Origin of the sequence: Streptomyces sp. NPDC096079, assembly GCF_040303145.1 — a bacterium.
Classification (GTDB): Bacteria; Actinomycetota; Actinomycetes; order Streptomycetales; family Streptomycetaceae; genus Streptomyces.
Genome location: NZ_JBEOST010000002.1, coordinates 380542 through 405962, shown reverse-complemented (window position 1 = coordinate 405962; position 25421 = coordinate 380542). Strand labels below are relative to the sequence as shown.

23 protein-coding genes and 3 tRNA genes are annotated in these 25421 nt (G+C 72.5%); 3 read left to right on the top strand and 23 right to left on the bottom strand.

Going from position 1 to position 25421, the window contains the following annotated elements:
* Positions 1 to 32: 32 nt before the first annotated feature.
* From ABTY59_RS05735 to ABTY59_RS05705, 7 genes are all read right to left on the bottom strand, one after another.
* Positions 33 to 2609 (bottom strand): ComEC/Rec2 family competence protein, encoded by a 2577-nt coding sequence (locus tag ABTY59_RS05735; RefSeq protein WP_352017624.1) that lies wholly within the window; start codon positions 2607 to 2609, stop codon positions 33 to 35.
* Positions 2606 to 3367, bottom strand: coding sequence for a ComEA family DNA-binding protein (locus ABTY59_RS05730; RefSeq protein WP_502995331.1), 762 nt, complete (start codon positions 3365 to 3367; stop codon positions 2606 to 2608). Before ABTY59_RS05730 ends, ABTY59_RS05735 begins: the two co-directional genes overlap by 4 nt.
* 427 nt (positions 3368 to 3794) lie before the next feature.
* Entirely contained in the window at positions 3795 to 4640 is an 846-nt protein-coding gene (locus tag ABTY59_RS05725) for a DegV family protein (protein WP_352017622.1), read from the bottom strand.
* Positions 4641 to 4866: 226 nt separating this feature from the next.
* Positions 4867 to 5607 (bottom strand): hypothetical protein, encoded by a 741-nt coding sequence (locus ABTY59_RS05720; RefSeq protein WP_352017621.1) that lies wholly within the window; start codon positions 5605 to 5607, stop codon positions 4867 to 4869.
* Positions 5608 to 5721: 114 nt separating this feature from the next.
* Complete coding sequence (gene leuS, locus ABTY59_RS05715; protein ID WP_352017620.1) at positions 5722 to 8595, bottom strand: leucine--tRNA ligase; 2874 nt, start codon at positions 8593 to 8595, stop codon at positions 5722 to 5724.
* Between the two features lie 277 nt (positions 8596 to 8872).
* Positions 8873 to 8945, bottom strand: a tRNA-Ala gene (locus ABTY59_RS05710).
* Positions 8946 to 9018: 73 nt separating this feature from the next.
* Positions 9019 to 9091 (bottom strand) — tRNA-Ala (locus ABTY59_RS05705).
* Positions 9092 to 9236: 145 nt separating this feature from the next.
* Between ABTY59_RS05705 and ABTY59_RS05700 the strand changes: the two genes are divergently transcribed.
* Positions 9237 to 10478, top strand: a complete 1242-nt coding sequence (locus ABTY59_RS05700; protein WP_352017619.1) for a glycosyltransferase 87 family protein — start codon at positions 9237 to 9239, stop codon at positions 10476 to 10478.
* On the opposite strand, the gene ABTY59_RS05695 is transcribed toward ABTY59_RS05700, so the two are convergent.
* Both ABTY59_RS05695 and ABTY59_RS05690 read right to left on the bottom strand, forming a co-directional pair.
* Positions 10457 to 10690, bottom strand: coding sequence for a hypothetical protein (locus ABTY59_RS05695; RefSeq protein ID WP_017239283.1), 234 nt, complete (start codon positions 10688 to 10690; stop codon positions 10457 to 10459). The two genes, ABTY59_RS05700 and ABTY59_RS05695, sit on opposite strands and share 22 nt — an antisense overlap.
* Before the next feature lie 137 nt (positions 10691 to 10827).
* Positions 10828 to 12261: an MFS transporter gene (locus ABTY59_RS05690; protein WP_352017618.1), complete on the bottom strand. Its 1434-nt coding sequence runs from the start codon at positions 12259 to 12261 to the stop codon at positions 10828 to 10830.
* Positions 12262 to 12362: 101 nt separating this feature from the next.
* Between ABTY59_RS05690 and ABTY59_RS05685 the strand changes: the two genes are divergently transcribed.
* Positions 12363 to 13238 (top strand): helix-turn-helix transcriptional regulator, encoded by an 876-nt coding sequence (locus ABTY59_RS05685; RefSeq protein WP_352017617.1) that lies wholly within the window; start codon positions 12363 to 12365, stop codon positions 13236 to 13238.
* A 48-nt stretch (positions 13239 to 13286) separates the two neighbouring features.
* Here the strand turns inward: ABTY59_RS05685 and ABTY59_RS05680 are convergent.
* From ABTY59_RS05680 to ABTY59_RS05650, 7 genes are all read right to left on the bottom strand, one after another.
* Positions 13287 to 13359 (bottom strand) — tRNA-Ala (locus ABTY59_RS05680).
* A gap of 95 nt (positions 13360 to 13454) precedes the next feature.
* Entirely contained in the window at positions 13455 to 14108 is a 654-nt protein-coding gene (locus ABTY59_RS05675; protein ID WP_352017923.1) for a histidine phosphatase family protein, read from the bottom strand.
* On the bottom strand, positions 14105 to 14569 hold the full coding sequence (rsfS, locus tag ABTY59_RS05670) for a ribosome silencing factor (RefSeq protein ID WP_041129201.1): 465 nt from the start codon (positions 14567 to 14569) through the stop codon (positions 14105 to 14107). Before rsfS ends, ABTY59_RS05675 begins: the two co-directional genes overlap by 4 nt.
* A gap of 95 nt (positions 14570 to 14664) precedes the next feature.
* Positions 14665 to 16380 carry an LCP family protein gene (locus tag ABTY59_RS05665; RefSeq protein ID WP_352017616.1) on the bottom strand — a complete coding sequence of 572 codons (1716 nt, stop codon included), beginning with the start codon at positions 16378 to 16380 and terminating at the stop codon, positions 14665 to 14667.
* A gap of 19 nt (positions 16381 to 16399) precedes the next feature.
* Positions 16400 to 17020 (bottom strand): nicotinate-nucleotide adenylyltransferase, encoded by a 621-nt coding sequence (nadD, locus tag ABTY59_RS05660; RefSeq protein ID WP_352017615.1) that lies wholly within the window; start codon positions 17018 to 17020, stop codon positions 16400 to 16402.
* A 52-nt stretch (positions 17021 to 17072) separates the two neighbouring features.
* A complete protein-coding gene (locus ABTY59_RS05655; RefSeq protein WP_030684916.1) occupies positions 17073 to 17234 on the bottom strand; it encodes a hypothetical protein in 162 nt (53 codons plus the stop codon).
* Between the two features lie 83 nt (positions 17235 to 17317).
* The gene (locus tag ABTY59_RS05650) at positions 17318 to 17536 is read right to left on the bottom strand and encodes a hypothetical protein (RefSeq protein ID WP_352017940.1); all 219 of its coding nucleotides are present in this window, start codon (positions 17534 to 17536) and stop codon (positions 17318 to 17320) included.
* 130 nt (positions 17537 to 17666) lie between these two features.
* On the opposite strand from ABTY59_RS05650, the gene ABTY59_RS05645 reads away from it, so the two are divergent.
* Positions 17667 to 18815, top strand: coding sequence for a M48 family metallopeptidase (locus ABTY59_RS05645; protein WP_352017614.1), 1149 nt, complete (start codon positions 17667 to 17669; stop codon positions 18813 to 18815).
* Here the strand turns inward: ABTY59_RS05645 and ABTY59_RS05640 are convergent.
* From ABTY59_RS05640 to ABTY59_RS05610, 7 genes are all read right to left on the bottom strand, one after another.
* A complete protein-coding gene (locus tag ABTY59_RS05640) occupies positions 18800 to 19885 on the bottom strand; it encodes an SCO2583 family membrane protein (protein ID WP_352017613.1) in 1086 nt (361 codons plus the stop codon). The genes ABTY59_RS05645 and ABTY59_RS05640 overlap by 16 nt on opposite strands.
* A 130-nt stretch (positions 19886 to 20015) precedes the next feature.
* Entirely contained in the window at positions 20016 to 20585 is a 570-nt protein-coding gene (locus ABTY59_RS05635) for an SCO2584 family spore wall biosynthesis protein (RefSeq protein WP_352017612.1), read from the bottom strand.
* A gap of 86 nt (positions 20586 to 20671) precedes the next feature.
* The gene (locus ABTY59_RS05630) at positions 20672 to 21955 is read right to left on the bottom strand and encodes a glutamate-5-semialdehyde dehydrogenase (RefSeq protein WP_352017611.1); all 1284 of its coding nucleotides are present in this window, start codon (positions 21953 to 21955) and stop codon (positions 20672 to 20674) included.
* Positions 21956 to 22046: 91 nt separating this feature from the next.
* Complete coding sequence (locus tag ABTY59_RS05625; RefSeq protein ID WP_225799839.1) at positions 22047 to 22538, bottom strand: DUF8830 family protein; 492 nt, start codon at positions 22536 to 22538, stop codon at positions 22047 to 22049.
* 151 nt (positions 22539 to 22689) lie between these two features.
* On the bottom strand, positions 22690 to 23793 hold the full coding sequence (gene proB, locus ABTY59_RS05620) for a glutamate 5-kinase (protein ID WP_352017922.1): 1104 nt from the start codon (positions 23791 to 23793) through the stop codon (positions 22690 to 22692).
* A gap of 108 nt (positions 23794 to 23901) precedes the next feature.
* A complete protein-coding gene (locus tag ABTY59_RS05615; protein WP_352017610.1) occupies positions 23902 to 24393 on the bottom strand; it encodes a GtrA family protein in 492 nt (163 codons plus the stop codon).
* Positions 24393 to 25388, bottom strand: coding sequence for a glycosyltransferase family 2 protein (locus ABTY59_RS05610; protein WP_352017609.1), 996 nt, complete (start codon positions 25386 to 25388; stop codon positions 24393 to 24395). The genes ABTY59_RS05615 and ABTY59_RS05610 overlap by 1 nt, the downstream gene beginning before the upstream one ends.
* Positions 25389 to 25421 lie beyond the last annotated feature (33 nt).

The following is a 25421-nucleotide window of genomic DNA, read 5'->3' as shown; positions in this document are numbered from 1 at the left end:
GGATTCTCCGCCCGCGCCCTCACCGTTTCCCCTCATCCCCCTTCCGGTACGGCCACCAGCCCTCTGCCCGCCCCCACCACCGCGACGGCCCCGTCCCGGTCCGTCCGCAGCACCCTCGCCCCACCCGCCCTCAGCGCCTCCAGCGTCCGGGGCGAGGGATGCCCGTACGGGTTGTCGCGCCCGGCCGACACCAGCGCGAGCCTCGGCCGCACGGCCCGTATCAGTCCCGGGTCCTGGTACGCGGAACCGTGATGGGCCACCTTGAGGACATCCACCGCCCCCAGCTCCGGATGCGCCCGCGCCAGCGCCCGCTGGGCCGGCGGCTCCAGGTCCCCCAGCAGCAACAGGCTCAGCCCTCCCGCGGCACGGACGAGCAGCGTCACACTGGCATCGTTGGGCCCTTCCCACGCCGCCCCGGACGCCGAGTCCGACGATGCCCCGAACGTCGAGGCCACCCGCGAACCCGACCCCCCGGAACCCGAGGCCACCCGCAAACCCGACCCCCCGTTGACCGGGCTCTCCTCGACGCCGGCCCCCGGCCACAGCACCCGCCACTCCAGGACCCCGATCCTCCGCCGCTCCCCCGCCCACGCCCGGACCAACGGCACCCCGGCGGCAGCCGCCGTCCGCCGCACGAACGCCGCCTGTCCGGGCGGCTCTTCGAGCCCCGTGGTCTGGATCGCCCCCACCTCCCTCCCCCGCAGCACCCCGGGAAGCCCGGCCACATGGTCCGCGTGGAAGTGGGTGAGGACCAGCAACGGCACCCGCCGCACCCCCAACTCACGCAGACAACGATCCACCGGCACCGGATCGGGGCCCGCGTCCACCACGACGGCCGAGTCCCCGCCCGCCGCGAGCACGGTCGCGTCCCCCTGCCCCACCTGGCACATCGCGAACACCCAGCCCGGCGGCGGCCACCCCGTCACCCAGCGGGCCAGCGGCACCGGCCGCACCACCGCGAGCAGGAGCAGAGCGGCGGCGACCGCGCCGACCGCGCCCCGGTGCGGCAGCCTGCGCCCCCCGAGGACCACCAGCGCCGTGAGCAGCGCCAGCGCGAGACCTCCCCACCACCCGCCGGGCCAGGCCAGCTCGGCCCCCGGGAACGCGGCGCCCGTCCGAGCCACCCACGCGATCCACCCGACCGGCCAGCTCGCCACCCACGCGAGGCCCTCCGCCGCGGGCGCCCAGACCGCCGCCAGGGCGAGCGCGGCGAACCCGCAGACCGTCGCCGGCGCCACCGCGAGTTCGGCGAAGAGGTTCGCCGGGACGGAGACCAGGCTCACCCGGGCGGCGAACACCACCACGACCGGCGCGCACACCGCCTGCGCCGCCAGGGCCGCGCCCAGCGCCTCCGCCAACCCGCCGGGCACTCGGCGCCGCCGCAGCGCCTCGCTCCAGCGCGGGGCGATCGTCAGCAGCGCCCCGGTCGCCAGGACCGACAGCAGGAAGCCGTAACTCCGCGCGAGCCAGGGGTCGTAGAGCACCAAGAGCAGAACGACCGCCGCCAGCGCGGGGATCAGCGATCTCCGGCGTCCGGTACCGATCGCCAGCAAGGCGACCAGACCGCAGGCCGCGGCGCGCAGCACGCTGGGATCGGGACGGCAGACGATCACGAACGCGAGCGTCAGCCCTCCCCCCGCCAGCGCCGTGGCCCGCAGCGACAGCCCGAGCCGTGGCGCCAGCCCGCCCCGCTCCACCTGGTGCGCCCGCCCCGGCCGCCCGATCAGCAGGAGCAGCACGATCGTGAGGTTGCTCCCGGAGACCGCGAGGAGGTGCGTGAGGTCGGTCGCCTCGAACGCGTCCCGCAGGTCGGGACCGATCCGCGAGGTGTCCCCGACGACCAGTCCGGGCAGCAGGGCCCGCGCGTCCGGATCGAGCCCCTCGGTCGCCCTCCGCAGCCCGGCCCGCAGCTCCCCCGCCGTCCGTTGCAGCGCGCTCGGCGGGCCGAGGATCCGCGGTGGCCCGGCCCCGCCGGCCTTGAGGACCGCCGCGAAGGGCTCACCGGGCCGCAGCGGCGGTGCGAGCCGCCCGGCCACCAGCAGCCGTGTCGTCGGCAGGAGCCGCAGCCACTCCTCCCGGCCCTCCCCCGACGGAACGATCAGCAGGACCGGCGCCCGGGTCCGGTGCACCGAGCCGTCCGACCGCTCGACCCTCGTCACCTCACCGTCCAGGACGATCGCGACCGGTGCCATCGCGCTGCCCCGCACCTTGGGCCGGGTCAGCCGCGGATCGGAGGTCACCGCCACCTCCAGCCGCGCCCGCGCGTACTCCCGCGCCAGCTCCGGCACGGGTCCCCTTCGGAGGTCCGCCGCGTGCAGCCCCGCCGAGGCGACCCCGGCCGCCGCGCAGAGCAGCACCCCGGCCCACGCGGTCGCCCTCAGCCGCCACCCTGCCGCGTCCTTCGGAGCGGCGGCTCCCGGGCCGTCCCCCGGGTCTCCTCGCCCCCGGACCGACACCCGCGTCACCAGCACCAGCGCCACCACCCCGCAGACCACGACAGCGGACACCGCCCACCACCCGGCGACCCCCACGGCCCAGGCCGCCGCCGCCCAGGCCGCCACCGCGAGCGGCACGAGCCGGAGGTCCGCGGGCCCCTCGTCGGACTTCACGGCCGGACCAGCGGTTCGAGATCGGCGAACCTGCGCTCCCCGATGCCGTCGACCTCCCGCAGCTCCGCGACCGACCGGAAGCCGCCGTGCTCCGTCCTGTGGTCGACGATGTGCCGGGCGAGGACGGGCCCCACCCCCGGGAGGCCGTCGAGCTGCTCCACCGTGGCCGTGTTGAGGCTCAGCGGGGCCCCCGGCGCACCGCCCGCGGCACCCCCGCCAGGACCTGGGGCGCCCGGAGGCGCCCCGGGAAGCCCGACCAGGACCTGCTCGCCGTCGAACAGCACACGCGCCCGGTTGATCCCGGTGAGATCCGCCCCGGACTCGGCCCCGCCGGCCGCCCGCAGGGCGTCCGCCACCCGCGACCCGGCGGGCAGGGTCAGCACCCCGGGCCTGCGCACCTTGCCGCCGATGTCCACGACGACCCGCGCCCCGGAAGCGGCCGAGGAAGCCCCCGCACCCGCTCCCGAGCCGACCCCTGGACCTCCCACCGAGTCGGCCCCCGGTGTCGGCACGGGCGCCGCGGCCATCGGAGCGGCCGCGCGGACGAGTTCGGGAGCGCGCACCGGCTCCGGCCGCCCGGTCCAGAAGTACCCGCCGGCGAGACCCGCGGCCACGAGCAGCACCACCGTCAGCGCGCCGAGCGCCCTGGGCTCCAGACCGCACCTGGTCTGCACCCACACCGGCGTCCGGTCACGGAGCAGCGCGGCCAACCGCTCCCGTACGCCTGGCGGAGACCCCCGCTCCAGCGCCTCCGGCACCTCCCGCACCTCCGGAGCGGTCCCCGCCGCGACCGACGGCGCCGACGGGCCCACCGCCGGGAACAGCGCGTCCCCCCGGCTCCTTACGACACCTCCCGGCACCGTGGGGATCCGCCCGGCCCCGGTCCGCCCGCGGGCCCGCCCATGAGGCGAGCCGCGCCCTCCGGGGCGACTGCGCCCGTCCGAACCGGGCGCCCGTCCGGGCCCGCTCGTCGGAGCGCCCGCCCTGCCCGAGGTCCTGCGGGTGGTCGATGCCATACGTGTACGAAGAGTCATGTCCGTGACGGTAGAGATCACGGTCGGCCCGTGCGGAGCTCAGCCGTCTTCCGTGGACGACCGCCCCACTGTGGAAATCTCTCTCACCCTCACGGGTGACACAGGGCTGTGGGGCGACACCCTGCCACAGGGTGAATGCGGCCGGACGGGCTCAGCGCGGCGACACCACGACCGCGAGCAGACCAGGGCCGGTGTGGGCGCCGATGACCGCGCCCACCTCGCTGACCTGGAGTTCCTCGACTCCCGGCACCCGCTCGCCGAGCCGGTCCGCGAGTGCGTCGGCCCGCTCCGGTGCGGAGAGGTGGTGCACGGCGATGTCGACGGCGCCCGAGCCGGCCCGCTCCACGGCGATCTCCTCCAGGCGGGCGATCGCCTTCGAGGCCGTCCGTACCTTCTCCCGCAGTTCGATCCGCCCCCCGTCGAGTTCGAGGAGCGGCTTCACCGCGAGCGCGGAGCCGAGCAGCGCCTGCGCGGCGCCGATGCGTCCACCCCTGCGCAGATAGTCCAGGGTGTCGACGTAGAAGTAGGCGGAGGTGCCCGCGGCGCGCTTCTCCGCCGCCGCGACGGCCTCGTCGAGGGAACCGCCGGCTTCGGCGACCTCCGCCGCGGCGAGCGCGCAGAAGCCGAGCGCCATGCCGACCATGCGGGTGTCGACCACCCGTACCGGCACGGGAGCGTCCTTGGCCGCCAGCACGGCGGCGTCGTAGGTCCCGGAGACCTCGGCGGACAGGTGCAGCGAGACGACGCCCTTCGCGCCGGCCGCGGCGGCCTCGCGGTAGGCCTCCGCGAAGACCTCGGGGCTCGGCCGCGAGGTGGTGACGGGCCGCCGCTTCTGCAGGGCCTCGGCCAGGGCCTTCGCCGAGATCTCGGTGCCCTCCTCAAGGGCGCGGTCGCCGATGACGACGGTCAGCGGGACCGTGGTGATCGCGTGCCGCTCCCTCGTCTGGCGTGGCAGGTAGGCCGTGGAATCGGTGACGATCGCGACATGCCGGGACATGAGCGGGAGGTTACCCGCCGAGGCTGTCGCGCGGCAGCCCGGCCCCCCACCGGACACGCGTGCGCGGCCGGACCCCTCTCATACGGTGGCCTCCGGACGGGCCTACACGCCTCTCGTCCGGTGACACCCTCCGCGCGGGCCTACACGCCCCCCCGTCAGGTGATGCCCTCCAGACGGGCAGTACCTCCCGTCCGGTGATGCCCTCCGGACGGGCCGGCACCTCCCGTCAGGTGGTGGTCTCCGGGCGGGCCGACTTCTCCCACGGGTAGGCGGTCCGCCGGGGATCGGGCCCCGTGATCGCGGAGGGCTCCGCACCGGCCGTAGGACCCGCCTGGTCCGCGGGCCGTCCCCGGCCGTCGGTCGCCGCGCCGGCACCGGCCGTCCTCGCGCCGCCCGGCGTGGCCCCCTGCGGGGCCTCGGGCGTCGTCCAGTGGCGCAGGGCGCCCGCCTCGACGTCGATCTGCGCGCTGAGCGTCGAAAGGTCGTCCTCCGCGAACCTCACGGCCCGGTCCCGGGCGGCGCGCCGCAGCGCGTCGGCGGAGCCCGTGATCCGCTCGGTCCGCGCCGCGAGTTCGGGCAGCTGGCCGGCGACCCACGCCCGGTCGGGCTCCCGCTCCAGGCGCTTGAGGTCCCCGTCCAGTTCGAGCCCGTGGGCGCTGAGCCGGTGGAACAGGTCGAGCGACTCCTTCAGCGAGGCGTCCTCGCCGACCCCCGCGTGCAGCGCTTCCTGGGTGGCCCGCATCGAGGTGCGCAGCGAGAGCCGCAGCCGGGCCAGTTCGCCGGCGGTCCCGGGCTGGCCGAGGCTCTTGGCCCGCAGCGTGGTGTCCTCGACGGTGCGCCGGGCCTGGTCGATGGTGCGGTCGACCCCTCGCTTGGCGGCCTTCGCGACCTTCACGGTGACGAACACCCCGAGCGCCACGAAGGACAAGAAGAGCAGGGCCATGATCGTGATAATCGTGGCTTCCATGGGCGCCCCTCCGGCCTCGGTTGTGGTTCTTCCACGGTAAACGGAAGGGGCAGGTTGACGGTTCCCTTCGGACCCTCAACCTGCCCCTACGCTCCCCCTAGGGGAAGCCCGGTGTCAGCCGGCGACGATGTTGACCAGCTTCGGCGCGCGGACGATCACCTTGCGGATCTGCGCGTCGCCCAGCGCCGCGACCACGTGCGGGTCGGCCAGCGCCAGCGCCTCCAGGTCGGCGTCCGTGATCGACGGGGAGACCTCCAGGCGAGCCTTGACCTTGCCCTTGATCTGCACGACGCAGGTCACGGTCTCGTCGACGACGTACGCCGGGTCGGCGACCGGGAAGTCCTGGTGGACGACCGACTCGGCGTGGCCCAGCTTGTGCCACAGCTCCTCGGCGATGTGCGGGGCCAGCGGGGCGACCAGCAGCACCAGCTGCTCGGCGACCGGGCGGGAGATCGCGCCACCGGACTTGGTCAGGTGGTTGTTCAGCTCGGTGATCTTGGCGATGGCGGTGTTGAAGCGCATCGCGGCCATGTCCTGCGCGACGCCGTCGATCGCCTTGTGCAGGGCTCGCAGCGCGTCCTCGTCGGGCGCGGTGTCGACGACGGTGACCTCGCCGGTCGCCTCGTCGACGATGTTGCGCCACAGGCGCTGCAGCAGGCGGTACTGGCCGACCACCGCGCGCGTGTCCCAGGGGCGGGACACGTCCAGCGGACCCATCGCCATCTCGTACAGGCGCAGGGTGTCGGCGCCGTACTCGGAGCAGATCTCGTCCGGCGTGACCGCGTTCTTCAGGGACTTGCCCATCTTGCCCAGGACGCGGCTGACCTTCTCGCCCTGGTACCAGAAGCCGCCGTCGCGCTCCTCGACCTCGGCGGCCGGCACGGCGATGCCGCGCGCGTCCCGGTAGACGAAGGCCTGGATCATGCCCTGGTTGTACAGCTTGTGGAACGGCTCGGCCGAGGAGATGTGGCCCAGGTCGAACAGCATCTTGGACCAGAAGCGCGCGTACAGCAGGTGCAGCACGGCGTGCTCGGCGCCGCCGACGTACAGGTCGACGCCACCGGTCGGCATGCCCTCGCGGGGGCCCATCCAGTACTGCTCGACGGCGGGGTCGACCAGCTTCTCCGCGTTGTGCGGGTCCAGGTAGCGCAGCTCGTACCAGCAGGAGCCGGCCCAGTTGGGCATGGTGTTGGTCTCGCGCCGGTAGCGGCGCGGGCCGGAGCCGTCGCCCAGGTCCAGGGTGACGTTGACCCAGTCCTCGTTGCGGGACAGCGGGGTCTCGGGCTGGGTGTCCGCGTCGTCCGGGTCGAAGGTGCGCGGCGAGTAGTCCTCGACCTCCGGCAGCTCCAGGGGCAGCATCGACTCGGGCAGCGAGTGCGCGACGCCGTCCTCGTCGTAGACGATCGGGAAGGGCTCGCCCCAGTACCGCTGGCGGCTGAACAGCCAGTCGCGCAGGCGGAAGTTGACGGTGCCCTCGCCGATGCCGCGGTCGGCCAGCCAGGCGGTGATCTTCGCCTTGGCGTCGACGACGCCCAGACCGTCCAGGGAGATGTCGTCGCCGGCGGAGTTGACGAGCTTCGCCTCGTACGAGGAGAAGGCGTCGTCCCAGGTCGAGGGGTCGGTGCCGCGCTCGTCGCTCGGCTCGACGACGCAGCGCATCGGCAGCTCGAAGGCCCGCGCGAAGGCGAAGTCACGGCTGTCGTGCGCCGGGACGGCCATGATCGCGCCGGTGCCGTAGCCCATCAGCACGTAGTCGGCGATGAAGACGGGGACCTTCTGGCCGCTGACCGGGTTGGTGGCGTACGCGCCGGTGAAGACGCCGGTCTTGTCCTTGGCCTCGGCCTGGCGCTCGACGTCGGACTTGGAGGCGGCCTGCTTGCGGTAGGCGTCGACGGCCTCGGAGGGGGTGGCGTGTCCGCCGGTCCAGACCTCGTGGGTGCCCTCGGGCCAGGCGGCCGGGACGATCTTCTCGACCAGGTCGTGCTCGGGCGCCAGGACCATGTAGGTGGCGCCGAACAGGGTGTCCTGGCGGGTGGTGAAGACGGTGATGGCGCCGGTGTCGCCGACCTGGAAGTCGACGCGGGCGCCCTCGGAGCGGCCGATCCAGTTCCGCTGCTGCAGCTTGATGGCCTCGGGCCAGTCCAGCGCGTCCAGGTCGTCCAGCAGGCGGTCCGCGTAGGCGGTGATCCGCATGTTCCACTGGCGCAGCTTGGCCTTGAAGACGGGGAAGTTGCCGCGCTCGGAGCGGCCGTCGGCGGTGACCTCCTCGTTGGCCAGGACGGTGCCCAGACCGGGGCACCAGTTGACGGGCGCGTCGGAGGCGTACGCCAGGCGGTACTCGCCCAGGACGTCGGAGCGCTCGGCGGCGCTCAGCTCGCTCCACGCGCGCGCGGAGGGGACCTCACGCGTGCCGTTCTCGAACTGCTCGATCAGCTCGGCGATGGGCCGGGCCTTCTCGGCCTCGTCGTCGTACCAGGAGTTGAAGATCTGCAGGAAGATCCACTGGGTCCACTTGTAGTACTCCGGGTCGATCGTGGCGAACGACCGGCGCTTGTCGTGGCCCAGGCCCAGCCGGCGCAGCTGGACCTTCATGTTCTCCATGTTGGCCTCGGTGGACACGCGCGGGTGCGTGCCCGTCTGCACGGCGTACTGCTCGGCCGGCAGGCCGAAGGCGTCGAAGCCCAGGGTGTGCAGCACGTTGTGGCCGGTCATGCGCGCGTGGCGGGCGAAGACGTCCGTGGCGATGTAGCCGAGCGGGTGGCCGACGTGCAGACCCGCACCCGAGGGGTACGGGAACATGTCCATGATGAACTTCTTGGGCAGGGCGGCGACCGCGGGGTCGCCCGCCAGGTCACCGGAGGGGTTCGGCGCCTCGTAGGTGCCTTCGGCGTCCCAGAAGTCCTGCCAGCGTGCCTCGATGTCGGCGGCCATGGCCGCCGTGTAGCGATGAGGGGCCGCCGTCTCGGCGGCCGTCGTGATCTCGGTCATGGTCCTTGATGCTCCATCGATCGTCTCTGCCCACTGCCACGAACTGCCCGAAATGAAAAATCCCCTCGCACAGGAGGGGATGCCGCGCCGACTCCGACGGGATGTCTGTCACCCGTCGGGACTGGTCAGCGCGGCTCGGTAAGCAGGAGGCGTACGGCACGCATGGCGCCAGGGTACCGCAGGGCCCGATCGGGCCGCACCGACGTTCCACGGAGCGGAAGGGGCGAGAACACGAAAAAGCGGGCCACCCTGATCAGGGTGGCCCGCTTCTCTTCTGTGGAGCTAAGGAGAATTGAACTCCTGACCTCCTGCATGCCATGCAGGCGCTCTACCAACTGAGCTATAGCCCCGCGCGCGGGAATGTTCAGATTACCGCAGAACCGGCGCGAGCCATCCGATGCGGATGGCTCCCCTTCCGTTCTGTGGAGCTAAGGAGAATTGAACTCCTGACCTCCTGCATGCCATGCAGGCGCTCTACCAACTGAGCTATAGCCCCTCGATGCGTCGTCCCCGGCTTCGATCTCGCTTGGTTCTCGCTTCGATCTCGCTCGCGGCGACGGACAGAACAGTAACGGCCCGCGCGGCAGATCTCCAAATCGGTTTCCCCGCCCCGTCCGGAGCCCCGGGTAGGGTCGCCGGTTGTGTCCGTCTCCGTGCTCTCCCGAACCCGCGCCCGGCCGTGGCCCCTGGCCACCGCCGCGGCGGTCTGTCTGCTCTCGTTCGCGGCCTTCTGGGTGGCGCAACGCCTCGCCCACGTGAACATGCTCGACGTGATGGTCTACCGGGCCGAGGGCGAGACGGTCCGGGCGGGCGGTGACCTGTACGCGATGCGCGCCACCTCGGCGAACCTCGGCATGACCTACCCGCCCTTCGCGGCCCTGCTGTTCGTCCCGCTGACCCTGGTGGGCGTCCCGCTGATGCGCACGCTCACCACCGCGGGGAACCTGCTCCTGGTGGTCGCCCTGGTCCAGCTGTCGCTCCAGCTGGTCCGCCCCTCGCTGTCCCGCACGGACCTGTGGCGCACCACACTCTGGGTCGCCGCCGTCGTGGTCTGGTGCGAGCCGGTGTGGACGACGCTGCGGTACGGCCAGATCAACCTGCTCATAGCGGTGGCGGTGCTCTGGGACCTCACCCGGCGCGAGGGCAGCCGCTGGGCCGGCCTGGGCATCGGCCTGGCGACCGCGGTGAAGCTCACACCGGGGCTCTTCGTGGTCCTGCTCCTCGCCGCGGGTCTGCTGCTGTGGCGCCGGGACCGGCGCATGAACCAGTGGCTGCGCACGGCGCTGACGGCGACCGGGGTGTTCCTCGGTACGACGCTGGCCGTGGCGCTCGCCCTGCCGGCGGACTCGAAGCGGTTCTGGACGGAGACCCTGTTCGAGACCGGCCGGGTCGGCTTCGCCGAGGAGACCGCCAACCAGTCGATCCGCGGGGTCCTGGCCCGGCTGATGCACACGGACGACCCGGGCATGTGGTGGGCGGTGACGGCGGCCGTCCTGGGCGGCGCGGCGATGGTTCTCGCGGTCCGGGCCGCCGTGCGCGGCGACAAGGCGGTGGCCGTGGTCGTCTGCGCGTTCACGGCGCTGATGATCAGCCCGATCTCCTGGTCCCACCACTGGGTCTGGTGCGTGCCCCTGCTGATCCTGCTCGCGGACCGCTCCACGCGCGCGTGGCCGGTGACGGGAGCGGTGGCCCTGGCCTTCGCCTCGTTCGCGCTGTGGTGGGTCCCGCACGACCCTGGCCGCCCCGAACTGGACCAGAACGCGGGCCAGATGGTGCTCTCGGCGGTCTATCCGCTGACGGCCACGGCACTGCTCGTGGGCTATGCGCTGACGCTGCGGGCCTCGGGCCGGGGCGAAGCGCGTCAGGCCGTGGCGAACGAGTAGAACCGCTTGAGGGTGCAGTGCTCGTCGAGGAGCCGGCCGTAGATCGGCTCCCCCTCGAGTTCGCGGTACGTCTCGATGGGGTCGCCTTTTATGATCAGCGCCCGCGCGCACTCCTCGCACCAGTACTGGAACCCGGTGTTGACGGGATCCATGTCGCGCACGATGGGCGTGCCGCTGCCGCACCAGTCGCACTTCCGCCTGTGTGCACCCATCAATCAGCTCCAGCTGTGGCCGCAGGCCGTGCACCCATAGGACACCCTGCCGTTGTCGCCGAGCACTTGGGTCACCCTCCCGTCCGGATCCTCGTCCCCCTCCGGCCGTCCGATTCTGCCATGGCCCCGCAAGAGGGTCAGCGTGATCGTCGAGGCGGTCCCACCAGGGCGCCCACGACGGACGCGGCGGCCAGTGCGAGGACGGTCGCCCACAGCGCGTCGGCGGAGTCCTGGGATCCGGAGCCCGCGTACCGGCCGAGGAAGAGGGTGCCGAACGTGGCGACGCCGACGAGCTGACCGAGCTGGGTGACGGTGGCGAGCAGTCCACTGGCGTCGGCGGCGTCCTCGGGGCGCACGGTCGCCAGCGCCCCGGTCAGGGCAGGGCTGAAGGCCAGCGAGACGCCCGCGCCGAACGCGCCCAGAGCCGGGTAGAGGCCCCAGCCGCCGGTGCCGCCGTCCCCGAGCAGTCCCCCGACCGCGAGCAGCGCCGCGCCCCCGAGCAGGAACCCGGCCGGGACCAGCGCGCGCTGGAGCCGGGCCGGCCAGCGCCGCCAGGTCAGACCGACTGCACCGAAGGCGACGGCGGCGGGGCCGAAGGTGAGTCCGGCGCGCAGGGCGCTGTGGCCGAGCCCGCCCTGCAGGTGCAGGGTCAGGGTGAACAGGAATCCGGCGTTGACGCCCATGGACAGGGCGATCCACAGGACGGCCCGCCCCATCCCGGGGACGCGCAGCACGCGCGGGGCGATCAGCGGGGCGCCGCCGCGCCGGGCGAGCCGGGACTCGTACGCGCCGAAGACGGCGGCGAGCACCAGTGAGCCGCCGAGGGAGAGCCGGGACCACGACGGCCAGTCCTGCTCCTGGCCGAGCACCAGGGGGACGGTCAGCAGGGACACGGCGGCGGCGAGCAGGAGCAGCCCCGGCAGATCGAGGGCACGCGCACGCGTGGACCCGGCGTGGGCGTCGCGGGGCAGCACCCGGGCGCCGAGGACGAGCAGCGCGATCCCGAGGGGGACGTTCACCAGGAACACCGGCCGCCAGCCGGCGCCGAAGAGGTCGGCGCTCACCAGGACGCCACCGACGACCTGCCCGGCGGCCGCACCGGTGGCCAGGACCGCGGAATAGGCGCTGAGGGCCCTGACCCGGTGCTCGCCCGTGAAGTTGCGCTGGATGAGGCTCAGCACCTGAGGGATCATCAGCGCGGACCCCGCCCCCTGCGCCAGCCGGAAGGCGATCAACTGGCCGGAGTCCGCGGCGAGTCCGCAGGCGAGCGAGGCCGCCGTGAACAGGGCGAGCCCGCAGAGATACGCCCTGCGGTGACCGAGCAGGTCGCCGAGGCGGGCTCCGGTGATCAGCAACACCGCGTAGGTGATGGTGTATCCGGCGATGACGAGCTGGAGCGCGCCTCCGGACGCGGAGAGTTCGGTACGGATGGTGGGGGCGGCGACGTTGACGATGAGGACGTCGAGGAGTGCCATGAACTGGGCGGCGAGCACCACTCCGAGCAGCAGGGCGGGTCGCTTGTCGGTGGCACCGTCTTTACTGGGTACGGGCCGTGTCGCGGTCGAGGTCATGCGTCGAGCGTGAGCCCGATCGGATACGGGTAACGAGAGCCCGCCGATGCTGGTACTGACACCACCTGGCAGCGGCGGCACGGGGACTCGACCATGGGGGCGTGACGATTGTGGCAGCACCACCGACGCATCGGCGGCGACGCCCTGAACTGGCCGCGTTCCTGCGCAGCCGCCGTGCCAGGGTGACCCCGGAGGACGTGGGCATGCCGCCGGGGCTGCGCCGGCGCACTCCGGGGCTGCGCCGCGAGGAGGTCGCCCAGCTCTCGGGTGTCGGCGTCACCTGGTACACCTGGCTGGAGCAGGGCCGGCCGATCAACGCCTCCGCGCAGGTCCTCGACGCGGTGGCCCGTACCCTCCGGCTCGACCGGCCGGAGCGCGAGCACCTCTACCACCTCGCCGAAGTGCCGTACGCCCCGGACCGGTCGACCTCGGACGTCCCGGAGGTGAGCACGGAGATCCAGGGGATCCTCGACGCCCTGGACCCGCTCCCGGCGGTGCTCTACAACACGCGGTACGACGTGCTCGCGACCAACGCCCTGTACGAGCGGCTCCTGATGCAGGACGGACCGGGCCTGGACACCGGGCCGTTCGGCATACGCAACGTGCTCTGGGCGCTCTTCAGCCTCCCGGGGCCGGCGTGCCCGGTGGTCGACCGGAAGCGGGAGCTGCCGCTGATGGTGGCCCAGCTGCGGGGCGCGTACGGCCGGCATGTGGGCGAGCCCGAGTGGGAGGAGTTCGTACGGCGGCTGGCGGAGGCCAGCCCGGAGTTCGCCCGGCTCTGGCGCAGCGGTGACGTGGTGCCCCCGGGGACCCGGGTGAAGGTCTTCCGGCACCCTCTGGTGGGACAGGTCCGGCTGACGTCGGTCTCCCTGTCGGTCAACGGGATGCCGGAGTGCCGGATCGTGACGTACACGCCGACCGACGAGGAGAGCCGGGAGGGCATCGAGATCCTCCGCCGGACGAAGACGGGGACGTGACGGAAACGACGAATCCCGCCCCCTGCTGGGGACGGGATTCGGTGACTGTGGAGCTAAGGAGAATTGAACTCCTGACCTCCTGCATGCCATGCAGGCGCTCTACCAACTGAGCTATAGCCCCTCGTGTTCTTCGCGCTCCGCGCTGCGAACAAGAAGAACTTTAGCCTGTGACCTGCCGGAAAGTGAAATCCGGGTCCGGCAGGCCGGTCGGGGGGCTCAGTCGTCGTCGCCGAGGACCGGCTCGGGCAGCGTGCCCGCGTTGTGCTCGAGGAGACGCCAGCCACGGGCGCCCTGGCCGAGCACCGACCAGCAGCAGTTGGAGAGCCCGCCCAGGCCCTCCCAGTGCCGGGCCTCAAGGCCCAGGAGCCGGCCGATGGTGGTGCGGATGGTGCCGCCGTGGCTGACCACGACGAGCGTGCCGTCCGCGGGGAGCTTGTCGGCGTGCTCCAGGACCACCGGGGCGGCCCGGTCGGCCACCTCGGTCTCGAGCTCGCCGCCGCCCCGGCGCACGGGCTCGCCGCGCTTCCAGGCGGCGTACTGCTCGCCGTACCGCGCGACGATCTCGTCGTGGGTGAGTCCCTGCCACTCCCCCGCGTACGTCTCGCGCAGGGCGGAGTCGTGCGCGACGGTGTGGCCGGTGAGCGCGGCGAGCTCGGCGGCGGTGGCCGCCGCCCGCTTCAGGTCGGACGCCACGATGGCGTCCGGCTTGAGCGCGGCGAGCAGCCGGGCGGCACGGCGTGCCTGGGCGACGCCGGTCTCCGTGAGCTCGATGTCGGTCGAGCCCTGGAAGCGGCGCTCCAGGTTCCATGCGGTCTGGCCGTGACGCCAGAGGACGATGCGACGGCCGCTGCCGCCCTTGGCGGCGCTCAGCTCAGCTCACCGTCCGGTCCTTCGGGAAGGCCCGAGCCGGCCTCGATGTCGGCGCCGGTCAGCGCGGCGTGCTCGGCGGCCTTGCCGCGGGTCTTGAGGGCGTCCTCGGGCAGGTCGAGCTCGGGGCAGTCCTTCCACAGCCGCTCCAGGGCGTAGAAGACCCGCTCCTCGCTGTGCTGGACGTGGACGACGATGTCGACGTAGTCCAGCAGGATCCAGCGCGCGTCGCGGTCGCCCTCACGGCGGACCGGCTTGGCGCCGAGCTCCTTCTGCAGCCGCTCCTCGATCTCGTCGACGATCGACTTGACCTGGCGGTCGTTGGGCGCGGAGGCGAGCAGGAAGGCGTCGGTGATCGACAGCACATCACTGACGTCGTACGCGATGATGTCGTGCGCGAGCCGGTCGGCGGCCGCCTGTGCGGCGGTCTTGACGAGCTCGATGGAACGGTCCGTGGCGGTCACAAGCAGGCTTTCGTCGGCGGTCCAGTACCCCTCCAGGGTCTCACGGACCGCCGACGGCCCCGTCGGCGTTTTTCCGGGGCGCCCTCACGCGCCCCTCAGCGGGCCCCCGGGACCTTGTAGTCCCGGCCCAGGATCACGGTGACCGCGATCGTTCCCGAGGGCTTCCCCTTCTCGACCGAGCCGGCCGGCAGCCCCAGGGTCTTGGCCACCTCGACCGCCGTCGGCTTCTGGGCGTCGTCGCCGTAGAGGACCTGCGATTCCTCCTGGGACGGGGCGTCGGCGCCGCCCACGAAGGCGTAGCCGCCGTTGATCAGGACGATCCGGGCCGCCTCGGCGGCCTTCTTCCCGGATCCGTCCCGGACCGAGACGCGGGGCACCTCGCCCGCCTCGGGGGCGGTGACCTTGCCGCCCAGGATGTCCTTGACCACGCTGTCGCCGGCGGCCTCGGTCAGTGCGCCGTCCTGTCCCACGGGGAGCAGGGCCGTCTTGTAGTCGCCGATCTTGGCGTGCTCGGCGAGCTTGGCCAGGGAGGCGCCGAGGTCCTTCTCGGGGAGCGAGGGGTCGAGGATCTGCTGGAGGGTCTCGATGGTGACCGTGGCGGCCTCGGGGTCGCTGGAGAACTTGCGCAGCACCCCGTACATGACCTGGCCGAAGCGCTGGAGCTGCGCGGCCTCGGCCTCGCCGGGTGCCCGGTAGGTGGCGTAGGCGACGGCGGCGCGGCCGTTCAGCGTCTGCTTCTCGCCCTTCCTGACGAGCGGGTCGGCGCCCTTCTTGCCGTCGGGGACGTCCGTGTCGGTGTCGATCTCGATGCCGCTGACGGACTCGACGAGGTTCTCCAGGTACGGGGTGTCCAGGCGCCAGGTGCCGGCGATCTTCGTCCCGAGCAGGTTGCCGATGGCCTCGCGGGTGCCGCTGGAGCCGTCGTCCTCGACGGACTTCCCGAGCGTGGTCCCGGAGCCCTCGGAGTCGGCGACGACGACGGAGTTGGGGAGGAGGACCGTGGTGCCCTGGCGGGTGGTGGTGTTGTCCACGAGCAGGGCGGTGGAGGTGGTGCCGTTCTTGAGGTCGTGGAGGTGGACGACGATCGTGTCGCGCTGCTGCGGGCCGGTCGCCGCGGTCCCGCCCTTGCGCTCCGGGTCGGACGTGCCGGGGAGCAGGCCGGCGGACCAGAGGTAGCCGACGCCGCCGGCGACGGCGAGCGCGAGGACGACGGCGAGCGCGACGATCCGGTTGCGGCCGCGCCGTCTGGCCTCCTCGCGCCGCTCCGAGCGGCTCTCGGTGAACTTGAGCCAGTCGATGACGTCCTCGGAGTCCTCGTCGGGCTCCTCGATGAACGAGAACTGTTCGGTGCGGTAGGCGCGGTCGTCCTCGTCCCGCCGGGGCGGGGCGGGCCGCTCGGACGCGGGGCGCTGCCCGGGGACACCGGCCGGCGCGGCGACCGGCGCGGCCGGCGTCGGAGGGGCCGCCGACGCCGCCTGGACGGGTGCCTGGGCGGGCGTGGGCGCGGGCTCGGCCTGGGCGGCCCACTGCTGCCCGGTGTCGTAGGAGGGGTAGGCGTAGCCCTGCTGCCCGTACGGGTCGTACTGCGGGGTGTGGGCGGGGTCCTGGGCCTGCGGCGGCTGGGCCTGCGGCTGCTGGGCGTAGGGGTCGTAGCCGTACGCCTGCTGCTGTCCGCCGTACGGGTCGTAGTGCTGCTGCGCGGGCGCCTGCTGCTGGGCCTGCTGCTGGTACACCGGCTGCCCGTACTCGTCGTAGCCGATGATCTGCGGCTGCGGATAGTACGGGTCGTACGGGTGCTGCTGATCGTTCACCGGTGCCCCTCCCCGAAGCTCACTCGCCGCGGTACAGCTGGCGCTTGTCGATGTAGCGGACCACGCCGTCCGGCACCAGGTACCAGACGGGATCGCCCTTCGCGACCCTCGCCCGGCAGTCGGTGGAGGAGATGGCGAGCGCGGGGATCTCGACGAGCGAGACGCCGCCCTTGGGCAGTCCGTCGTCGGTGAGGTCGTGGCCCGGCCGGGTGACGCCGATGAAATGGGCGAGCGAGAAGAGCTCTTCGGCGTCGCGCCAGGTGAGGATCTGCGACAGCGCGTCGGCCCCGGTGATGAAGAACAGGTCCGAGTCGCTGTTGAGAGACCGCAGGTCCCGCAGGGTGTCGATGGTGTACGTCGCGCCGCCCCGGTCGATGTCGATCCGGCTCACCGAGAACTGCGGGTTGGACGCCGTGGCGATGACCGTCATCAGGTAGCGGTCCTCGGCCGCGGAGACGGCCTTGTCGCTCTTCTGCCACGGCTCCCCGGTCGGTACGAACACCACCTCGTCCAGGTGGAACAGGGCGGCGACCTCACTGGCCGCCACCAGGTGTCCGTGGTGGATCGGGTCGAAGGTTCCGCCCATCACGCCGAGTCGGCGCTTCCCACGCCCGCCAGTAGGCACTTCCTGCTCTCCCATGCGTGCAGAGCCTACTGGCACGGCGCCGGACGCCGGATCAGCGGTCTCCGGATCAGCGGTCGCGGTTGAAGCGGGTGGTGATCCACAGCAGCAGGAGCAGGGTGCCGAACGCGCCGAAACCGGTGAGGTAGGGGCTGAGGCTTTCGTGGTTGCCGCCGTGCTCGGCGCCCTCGGCGAGGGTGACCAGGTGGGCGGCGGTGCTGTGGAGGCTCATCTTCGACAGACCTATCGATCGGGGATGGGAGCGGAGACTTCGCGCACATCGTATGCGGAGGGTCCCGGCGCGCTCACGCCGACTCAGGCGTTGGCGTCGCGGCCCGTGCCGCCCTCGTCACCGGGGCGGGCGGCCTCGGCGGTGCCGGCCGTGTCGTCGGTGTCGTCGGCGCGGTACCCGCGCAGCAGGAACCAGGCGAGCAGGGCGGCGCCCACGAGGGAGACGAGCAGCACGATCCGGAGCGTGTCGCCCACGCCCTGCTGTGCGGCGGCCGCGAGCTGTGCGGTGACGGTGTCCGGCATGTCGGTCGTGCCCTTCGGTCGTCCTCGGCGTCCCAGTTATCCACAGGACCCCCGGCACACGGTAGCGCCAGCCCCTACGCTGGGTTCAGTCAGGGGGACGAGCACCGACTCGTACGAACAGGGGGCATCCATGACCGAGAACGACCAGGGGAACGTGCCGAGCAGGCAGCGCAAGCGGTTCCCCGGCATCTCCTCGCGGGCCTACGAGCATCCGGCCGACCGATCGGCCCTGGTGGCCCTGCGGAAGCTCAGCGGCTTCGACACGGCCTTCAAGGCGCTCAGCGCACTGCTGCCGGAGCGCAGTCTGCGACTCCTCTACCTCTCGGACTCCGTCCGGGTGAGCGACGCCCAGTTCAGCCACCTCAACGACATGCTGAGGGACGCCTGTTACATCCTGGACCTGGAGAAGGTCCCGCCGATGTACGTCACCCAGGACCCGAAGCCCAACGCGATGTGCATCGGTCTCGACGAGCCGATCATCGTGGTCACCACCGGTCTGGTGGAGCTCCTGGACGAGGAGGAGATGCGGGCGGTCGTCGGCCATGAGGTCGGGCACGCGCTGTCCGGGCACGCCGTGTACCGGACGGTCCTGCTCTTCCTCACCAACCTCGCGCTCAAGATCGCCTGGATCCCGCTGGGGACGGTCGCGATCACGGCCGTCGTGACCGCGCTGCGCGAGTGGTTCCGCAAGTCGGAGCTCTCCGCCGACCGGGCCGGGCTCCTCGTCGGCCAGGACGTGCGGTCCTCGATGCGCGGCCTGATGAAGATCGCCGGCGGCAACCACCTCCACGAGATGAACGTGGACGCGTTCCTCGCCCAGGCCGACGAGTACGAGAAGTCCGGTGACCTGCGGGACTCCGTCCTGAAGATCCTCAACGTGCTGCCGCGCTCGCACCCGTTCACCACCGTCCGCGCGGCGGAGCTGCGCAAGTGGTCGGAGAGCCGCGACTTCCAGCGGATCATGGACGGTCACTACCCGAAGCGCTCGGAGGACAAGGACACCTCGGTCACGGACTCGTTCCGCGAGTCGGCCGGGCACTACGCCGACACCGTGCGGAACAGCAAGGATCCGCTGATGAAGCTGGTCGGGGACATAGCCGGCGGCGCCGGTGACCTGGCGGGCGACCTGGGCGGGCGACTGCGCAACCGGTTCGGCGGCGGCCCGGCCGGGGACGGCAAGGGCACCGACGGCAAGGGCACCGACGGCAAGGGACCCGACGCCAAGGGACCCGAGGCCGGCGGCGCCGACGGGACCGGGGCCGGTCAGAGCGAGGGCTGAGCGCTCGGCGCCAGCGCTCCGCAGAGGGCGGGGGCGGCGGGCCGGGCGGTGGCGTACGGGTCGGTGACCGCCGGACCGTCGCCCGCGTCGGAGGCCCGCGCCCCCGCCAGGAGCGGCTTCAGGGAGCCGGTGGTGTCGGCGCCGCAGGCCTGCGGTCCGGCCTCCACGGTGCTGGTCAGGAGTTCGGCGCGGTGCATGCGCAGGTCCTCGCGGTCGAAGCGGAAGTGCACCACGCGGTGGACCGTGAAGAGCGACGCCGCGGCGACCGGACCGGCGCCCTGGACGGCCGGGCGGAGGGCGTAGGTGTACGTGTGGTCCGCGGTGACGTCCAGGGTGTCGGGGCCGGTCTCCTCGAAGCGGAGGGTGCCCTGCACGCGGGCCGCGGGCTCCGCGAGGGCGACCTGCCGGGGGTCGAAGCGGATCAGCCAGCCCGCGAGGGCGTGCCGGCCGTCGTCGGCGGGGGACTCCACGCTCCGGTCGAACTGTTCCTGCTGGTCCGGGTCGAGCAGCAGCCGCGCGGGCCGGACGGTCGCCCCGGACAGGACGTCGGGGTCCAGGGCGGAGGCCACCAGGTAGTCCTTGGCGATGCTGAGGCCGGTGACGACCTGGCTCTCGGCGAAGTGGGAGGTGCGCCCGGCGATGGGGAGGTTGATGCCCGCGGCTCCGGTGCGGTACTCGGCGGCCGGGCTGTGGGCGAAGAGCTGGGCGGGTGTGCCGCCCGGGACGGTGTCCCGGGGGGCGAGCGGGACCACGGTGGTCCGCAGGGGCTCGGCCCGCTGGTCGACGGGGGGCTGGTACGGGTTGCGAACGCCCAGGTAGATGGCGGTGCCGAAGGCGAGGAGGATCAGCAGCACGAGCATGACCGCCTGGCGGGATCCGCTCCGGGCCTCCCAGGAGGAGCGGCTGCGGACGGCGCGGGCGTGCTCGCCCATCCGCTCCTGGGCGGAGAACTCCTGGAGGTGGGCAGCCCGGATGAACGCCTCGTCGAAGACGACGGATCGGTATTCGTCCTCACCGCCGCCGGAGAAGCCCTCGGGTGTCCCCTCAGGCGGGTCGCCACGCCTGGCCATACTTTCAGGGTAGGTCCGCCGGAGCTTCGGTAAACGCCCAGGTATACGACAAGTTCGGAAGAATTCCGCCGTCAGGGTGGACCGGGGAGCGAGGGGCGCCTAGTGCCGGTGAACCTTTCCGGTCACAGCGCTAGCGGGGGGACACCGCCCCGGCCGCGGGGGCGGGAGCGGGGGCCTGGGCGGCCGGCGGGGCAGGGTTCGGCTGCGGCGTGTCGACGCCGGTGGTGGCCGGGGGCGGGACCTGGTCCTCGCGGTGGGCGGCGGCGCCCCGGTAGACGGCGCTGAAGGCGAGGGCGACCATGCCGACGCCCATGACGAGGGCGAGGACCCAGGCGACGGGCCGGAGCCAGCGGGCCCGGCCCCGGTACGGGCGCAGGGCGCCGCCGTGGCGGCCGTAGGGGCTCGCGTCGTCGCCGACGTCGTCGGGCTCGTAGGTGAGGCCGAGCGGGTCGGGGCCGTCCTCGTAGGGGTCGTCCTCGACGGATCCGCCGCCGGCACGGGCGCGGGCGGCCTCGGCCTCCGCACGGGCCTGGGCGGCGGCGAGGAGCCGCTCGACCGCGGTGGGCTCGTGGATCGTGGCGGCCCTGACGAAGGCCTCGTCGAAGACCACGTCGGCGTAGATCTCGTCAGCGCCTCCGCGGTCGACTTCCTCGGGGTCCCCGCCGTCCTGGAACGGCCTGCCCCCCACGTCGTCCGGCACGGACTCAGAGTAGACCCGGAAGGTGGTTTTGGGCAGGGAGAGTGCGAAGCCTCCCTGCCCGTCCCTCCCCGTACCGATAGGAGGTGTTACCGCACGTGACCGTCACCGGTGACGATGTACTTGGTCGAGGTCAGCTCGGGAAGGCCCATCGGGCCCCGGGCGTGGAGCTTCTGGGTGGAGATGCCGATCTCGGCGCCGAAGCCGAACTGGCCGCCGTCCGTGAACCGGGTGGAGGCGTTCACGGCGACCGTGGTGGAGTCGACCAGCTGGGTGAAGCGGCGGGCCGCGGCCTGCGAGGTGGTGACGATCGCCTCGGTGTGGCCGGAGGACCACATCCGGATGTGCTCGACGGCCTTGTCGAGGGAGTCGACGACGGCGGCGGCGATGTCGTACGAGAGGTACTCGGTCTCCCAGTCCTCGGCGGTGGCCGGGACGACGGTGGCCTTGGAGCCCTCGGCGAGGGCGAGGACCCGCTCGTCGGCGTGGACGGTGACTCCGGCCTCGGCGAGGGCGGCGAGCGCCTTGGGCAGGAAGGCCTCGGCGACGTCCTGGTGGACGAGGAGGGTCTCGGCGGAGTTGCAGACGCTGACCCGCTGGGCCTTGGAGTTGATCAGGATGTCGACGGCCATGTCGAGGTCCGTCTGGGCGTCGACGTAGACGTGGCAGTTGCCGGTGCCGGTCTCGATGACCGGGACGGTGGACTCCTCGACGACCGTCTTGATCAGGGAGGCACCGCCGCGCGGGATGAGGACGTCGACCAGGCCGCGGGCGCGCATCAGCTCGTGGACCGACTCGCGGGACTCGCCGGGGACGAGCTGGATCGCGTCGGCGGGCAGTCCGGCGCCGCCGACGGCGTCGCGCAGGACGGTCACCAGGGCGCTGTTGGAGGCGTACGCGGAGGAGGAGCCGCGGAGCAGGACGGCGTTGCCGGACTTGAGGCAGAGGGCGGCGGCGTCGACGGTGACGTTGGGCCGGGCCTCGTAGATGATGCCGACGACGCCGAGCGGGACGCGGACCTGGCGCAGGTCGATGCCGTTGGGGAGGGTCGACCCGCGGACGACCTCGCCGACGGGGTCGGGCAGCGCGGCGACGTCGCGGACGTCGGCGGCGATGGCCCGGACGCGCTCCGGGGTGAGGGTCAGGCGGTCGATGACGGCCTCGCTGGTCCCGGCTTCACGGGCCTTGGCGATGTCCACGGCGTTGGCTTCGACGATCTCGGCCGTGCGGACTTCCAGGGCGTCCGCGATCGCGAGGAGCGCGTCGTCCTTGGCCGCGCGCGGGAGTGGCGCGATTTCGGCGGCGGCGCCACGGGCCCGGTAGGCGGCCCGGGTGACCGGGGAGAGGTTGTCGAGGGGCGTGAGCGAGGTCATGCCCGCAGGGTACTGGCACCCCTGCGGACATCCCTCACGTATCCCGCACTCCGAGACGTACCTCCACCGGTACGAGACGGTCGCGCGGTCGTCAGTAGGGGTGGACGCCGACCGGGGCGGCCGGCGGGGGACCGTAGCCCTCCGCGATCCGCTGGTGGTAGGTCTCGCGGTCGATCACCTCAAGGCCGACGATCTCCCAGGGCGGCAGCTTGGCGGTCTGCCGGTGCTCGCCCCAGAGGCGCAGGGCGACGGCCGCCGCGTCGTGCAGGTCGCGGGCCTCCTCCCAGTACCGGATCTCGGCGTGGTCGTTGGCGTAGCGGCTGGTCAGCAGGAAGGGGTGGTCGTGGGCCAGCTGTTCGAGGCCTCGTCGCACCTCCTTCAGCGGTGACTCCACGCCCGACACACTGAGAGTGATGTGCCAGAGCTTGGACACCGGCCGTTCCTCACGTGTCTCGGTGGTGGTCTCGGTCTTCCTGTCCGTGGACCTGTCCCGTGCCTCGTCGAAGTCGGCTCCGGCCTCGACACTGGTCAGGGCGCGTTCGGCAGTCCCGCGGGGCGGTGCCCCTGGGCGCGCTCGTCTCACCGGCGGCCTCCTGTGTGATGCGTGTGGTGCTGTACCCCGCCTTGTCTTACCCCCGAGACAAAGTTGACCAGTCCGAGGCGGCACTTGGGGCGGTTTTGGTAAACGTCCCTTCCGGATGGCCAGACTTTCAGCCGTTTCGGCGGCGGCCGAATCAGCGGATGACGACCAGGTCGTCGCGGTGGACGACCTCCCGCTCGTACTCGGGTCCGAGGTCCTTGGCCAGTTCGTGGGTGGAGCGGCCGAGCATCCGGGGCAGCTCCTTGGCGTCGAAGTTGACGAGGCCGCGGGCGACGGCCCGGCCGGCGGCGTCGCGGAGCTCGACGGGGTCGCCGGCCACGAAATCGCCCTCGACGGCCGCGACCCCGGCCGCGAGCAGGGACTTCTTGCCCTCGACGACGGCGCGTACGGCTCCGTCGTCGAGGCTGAGGGAGCCCTGCGGGGTGGAGGCGTGGGCGAGCCAGAGCAGCCGGTCGGCGGAGCGGCGCCCGGTGCGGTGGAAGTACGTGCCGGTGTCCCGGCCGCCGAGGGCGTCGGCGGCGCGGCTCGCGGAGGTGAGGACCACGGGGATGCCCGCGGCGGCGGCGATGCGGGCCGCCTCGACCTTGGTGACCATGCCGCCGGTGCCGACGCCCGCCTTGCCGGCGGAGCCGATCTCGACGTGGGCGATGTCCGAGGGGCCGGTGACCTGGGCGATCCTCGACGTGCCGGGCTTGGAGGGGTCTCCGTCGTACAGTCCGTCGACGTCGGAGAGCAGGACGAGCAGGTCGGCGCGGACGAGGTGGGCGACGAGGGCGGCGAGCCGGTCGTTGTCGCCGAAGCGGATCTCGTCGGTGGCGACGGTGTCGTTCTCGTTGACGACGGGCAGCGCGCCCATGGCGAGGAGCTGGTCCAGGGTCCGGTACGCGTTGCGGTAGTGGGCGCGCCGGCTGGTGTCGTCGGTGGTGAGGAGCACCTGGCCGACGCGGACGCCGTAGCGGGCGAAGGAGGCGGTGTAGCGGGCGACGAGGAGGCCCTGGCCGACGCTGGCGGCGGCCTGCTGGCGGGCGAGGTCCTTGGGGCGGCGGGTGAGGCCGAGCGGGGCGAGTCCCGCGGCGATGGCGCCGGAGGAGACGAGGACGATCTCCTTCTCGCCGCCGCTGCGGACCTTGGCGAGGACGTCGACGAGGGCGTCGACGCGGTCGGCGTCGAGTCCTCCGGAGGCGGTGGTGAGCGAGGAGGAGCCGACCTTGACGACGATCCTGCGGGCCTCCGTCACGTACTGCCTTGCCACGTCCGTCTGTCCGGTCACCTGCGTCGCCACCTGCGTCGTCCTCACTCGGCTGTCCCACGCGCCGCGCGCTCCGCGCCGCGGCTGCCAGGCAATCTACGCGAGGCGGGAGGGCTGCCGCTCGTCCGTTTCGCTCCCTGGACCGGGGTCGGCGGAGGGCCGCGCGGTGCCGCGGGGCACCAGGATCCGCTGGGAGATCAGGTAGGTGAACGGGATCGCGACGACGGCCGCGACGAGTGGCGCGATTCTTTCGTCCGTTCCGGCCCAGGTGACGAGTGCGTAGAGACCGACGCTCTGCACCAGGTAGTTGGTGACGTTGGTGAGCGGGAAGAGGGCGAACTTCTTCCAGGTCGGCCGGGTGCGGTAGGTGAAGTAGGTGTTGAGGAAGAAGGAGCCGACCATGCTGAGGAGGAAGGCGAGGGAGTACGCGGCGAAGTACGGCATCCAGGGGTGCAGGAGCAGGTAGCAGCCGAAGAAGGTGCCGGTGTTGACCCCGCCGACCAGCGCGAAGCGGACGATCTCGGCCAGCCGGGCCTGCCGGGCGCCGGGGCCGCCCCCCGTGCCCTCCCCGTCCGGGGCGGCCTCCATCAGCGGTCCCGCTCGGCGCTGACGACGCGGACGCGTTCGGCGGCGACGCGCTCGGCGGCCGAGCGGCCGGAGGAGCGGTGGGTCTCCTTCACGAGGAAGTGGGGCCGCCGCTTGGTCTCGTAGTAGATGCGGCCGATGTACTCGCCGATGAGCCCGAGCATCACCATCTGCACGCCGCCGAGCCCCACGATGATCGCGACCAGCGTGACGTAGCCGGGTGCGGTGACGCCGTGGGTGATCGCGGCGACGGTCACCCAGACCGCGTAGAGGGCGGCGAGGCCGGTGAGCATCATGCCGAGCCAGAGGGCGATGCGCAGCGGACGGTTGTTGAAGGAGATCAGCCCGTCCATGCCGTAGTTGAGCAGGGAGCTGAACTTCCACTTCGTCTCGCCGCCCTCGCGTGCGGCGTTCTGGTAGTCGAAGGTGACGGTGTCGAAGCCGATCCAGGAGAACAGGCCCTTGGAGAAGCGGTTGTACTCGGGCAGGGAGAGGAGCGCGTCGACGGCGGGCCGGGAGAGCAGGCGGAAGTCTCCTACGCCGTCGGTGAGTTCGACGTCGACCCAGCGGTTGACGGCCCGGTAGTACACCCGGCTGAGTGCCGTACGGACCTTCTTGTCGCCCTCGCGGGTGCGCCGCGCCATCACCTGGTCGTGGCCCTGGTGGTAGAGGTCGAGCATGCGCGCGAGCAGCTCGGGCGGGTGCTGGAGGTCGGCGTCCATGATGACGACGGCGTCGCCGGTGGATTTGCGCAGGCCGGCGAGCATGGCGGCCTCCTTGCCGAAGTTGCGGCTGAAGGAGGCGTACTGGGTGTGCTGCGGGTGTCGGGCGGCGATCTCGCGCAGCTTGCCCAGCGTCCCGTCGGAGCTGCCGTCGTCGACGTAACAGATCTCGTATCCGACCGGGAGTGCGTCGAGCACCTGTCGCATCCGTGTGTCGAACCGCTCGATGACGTCTTCCTCGTTGAAACAGGGGACGACGACGGAAAGCCTGGTCATGGAACGGTCACTCCAGAGGGATGGGCGAGAAGA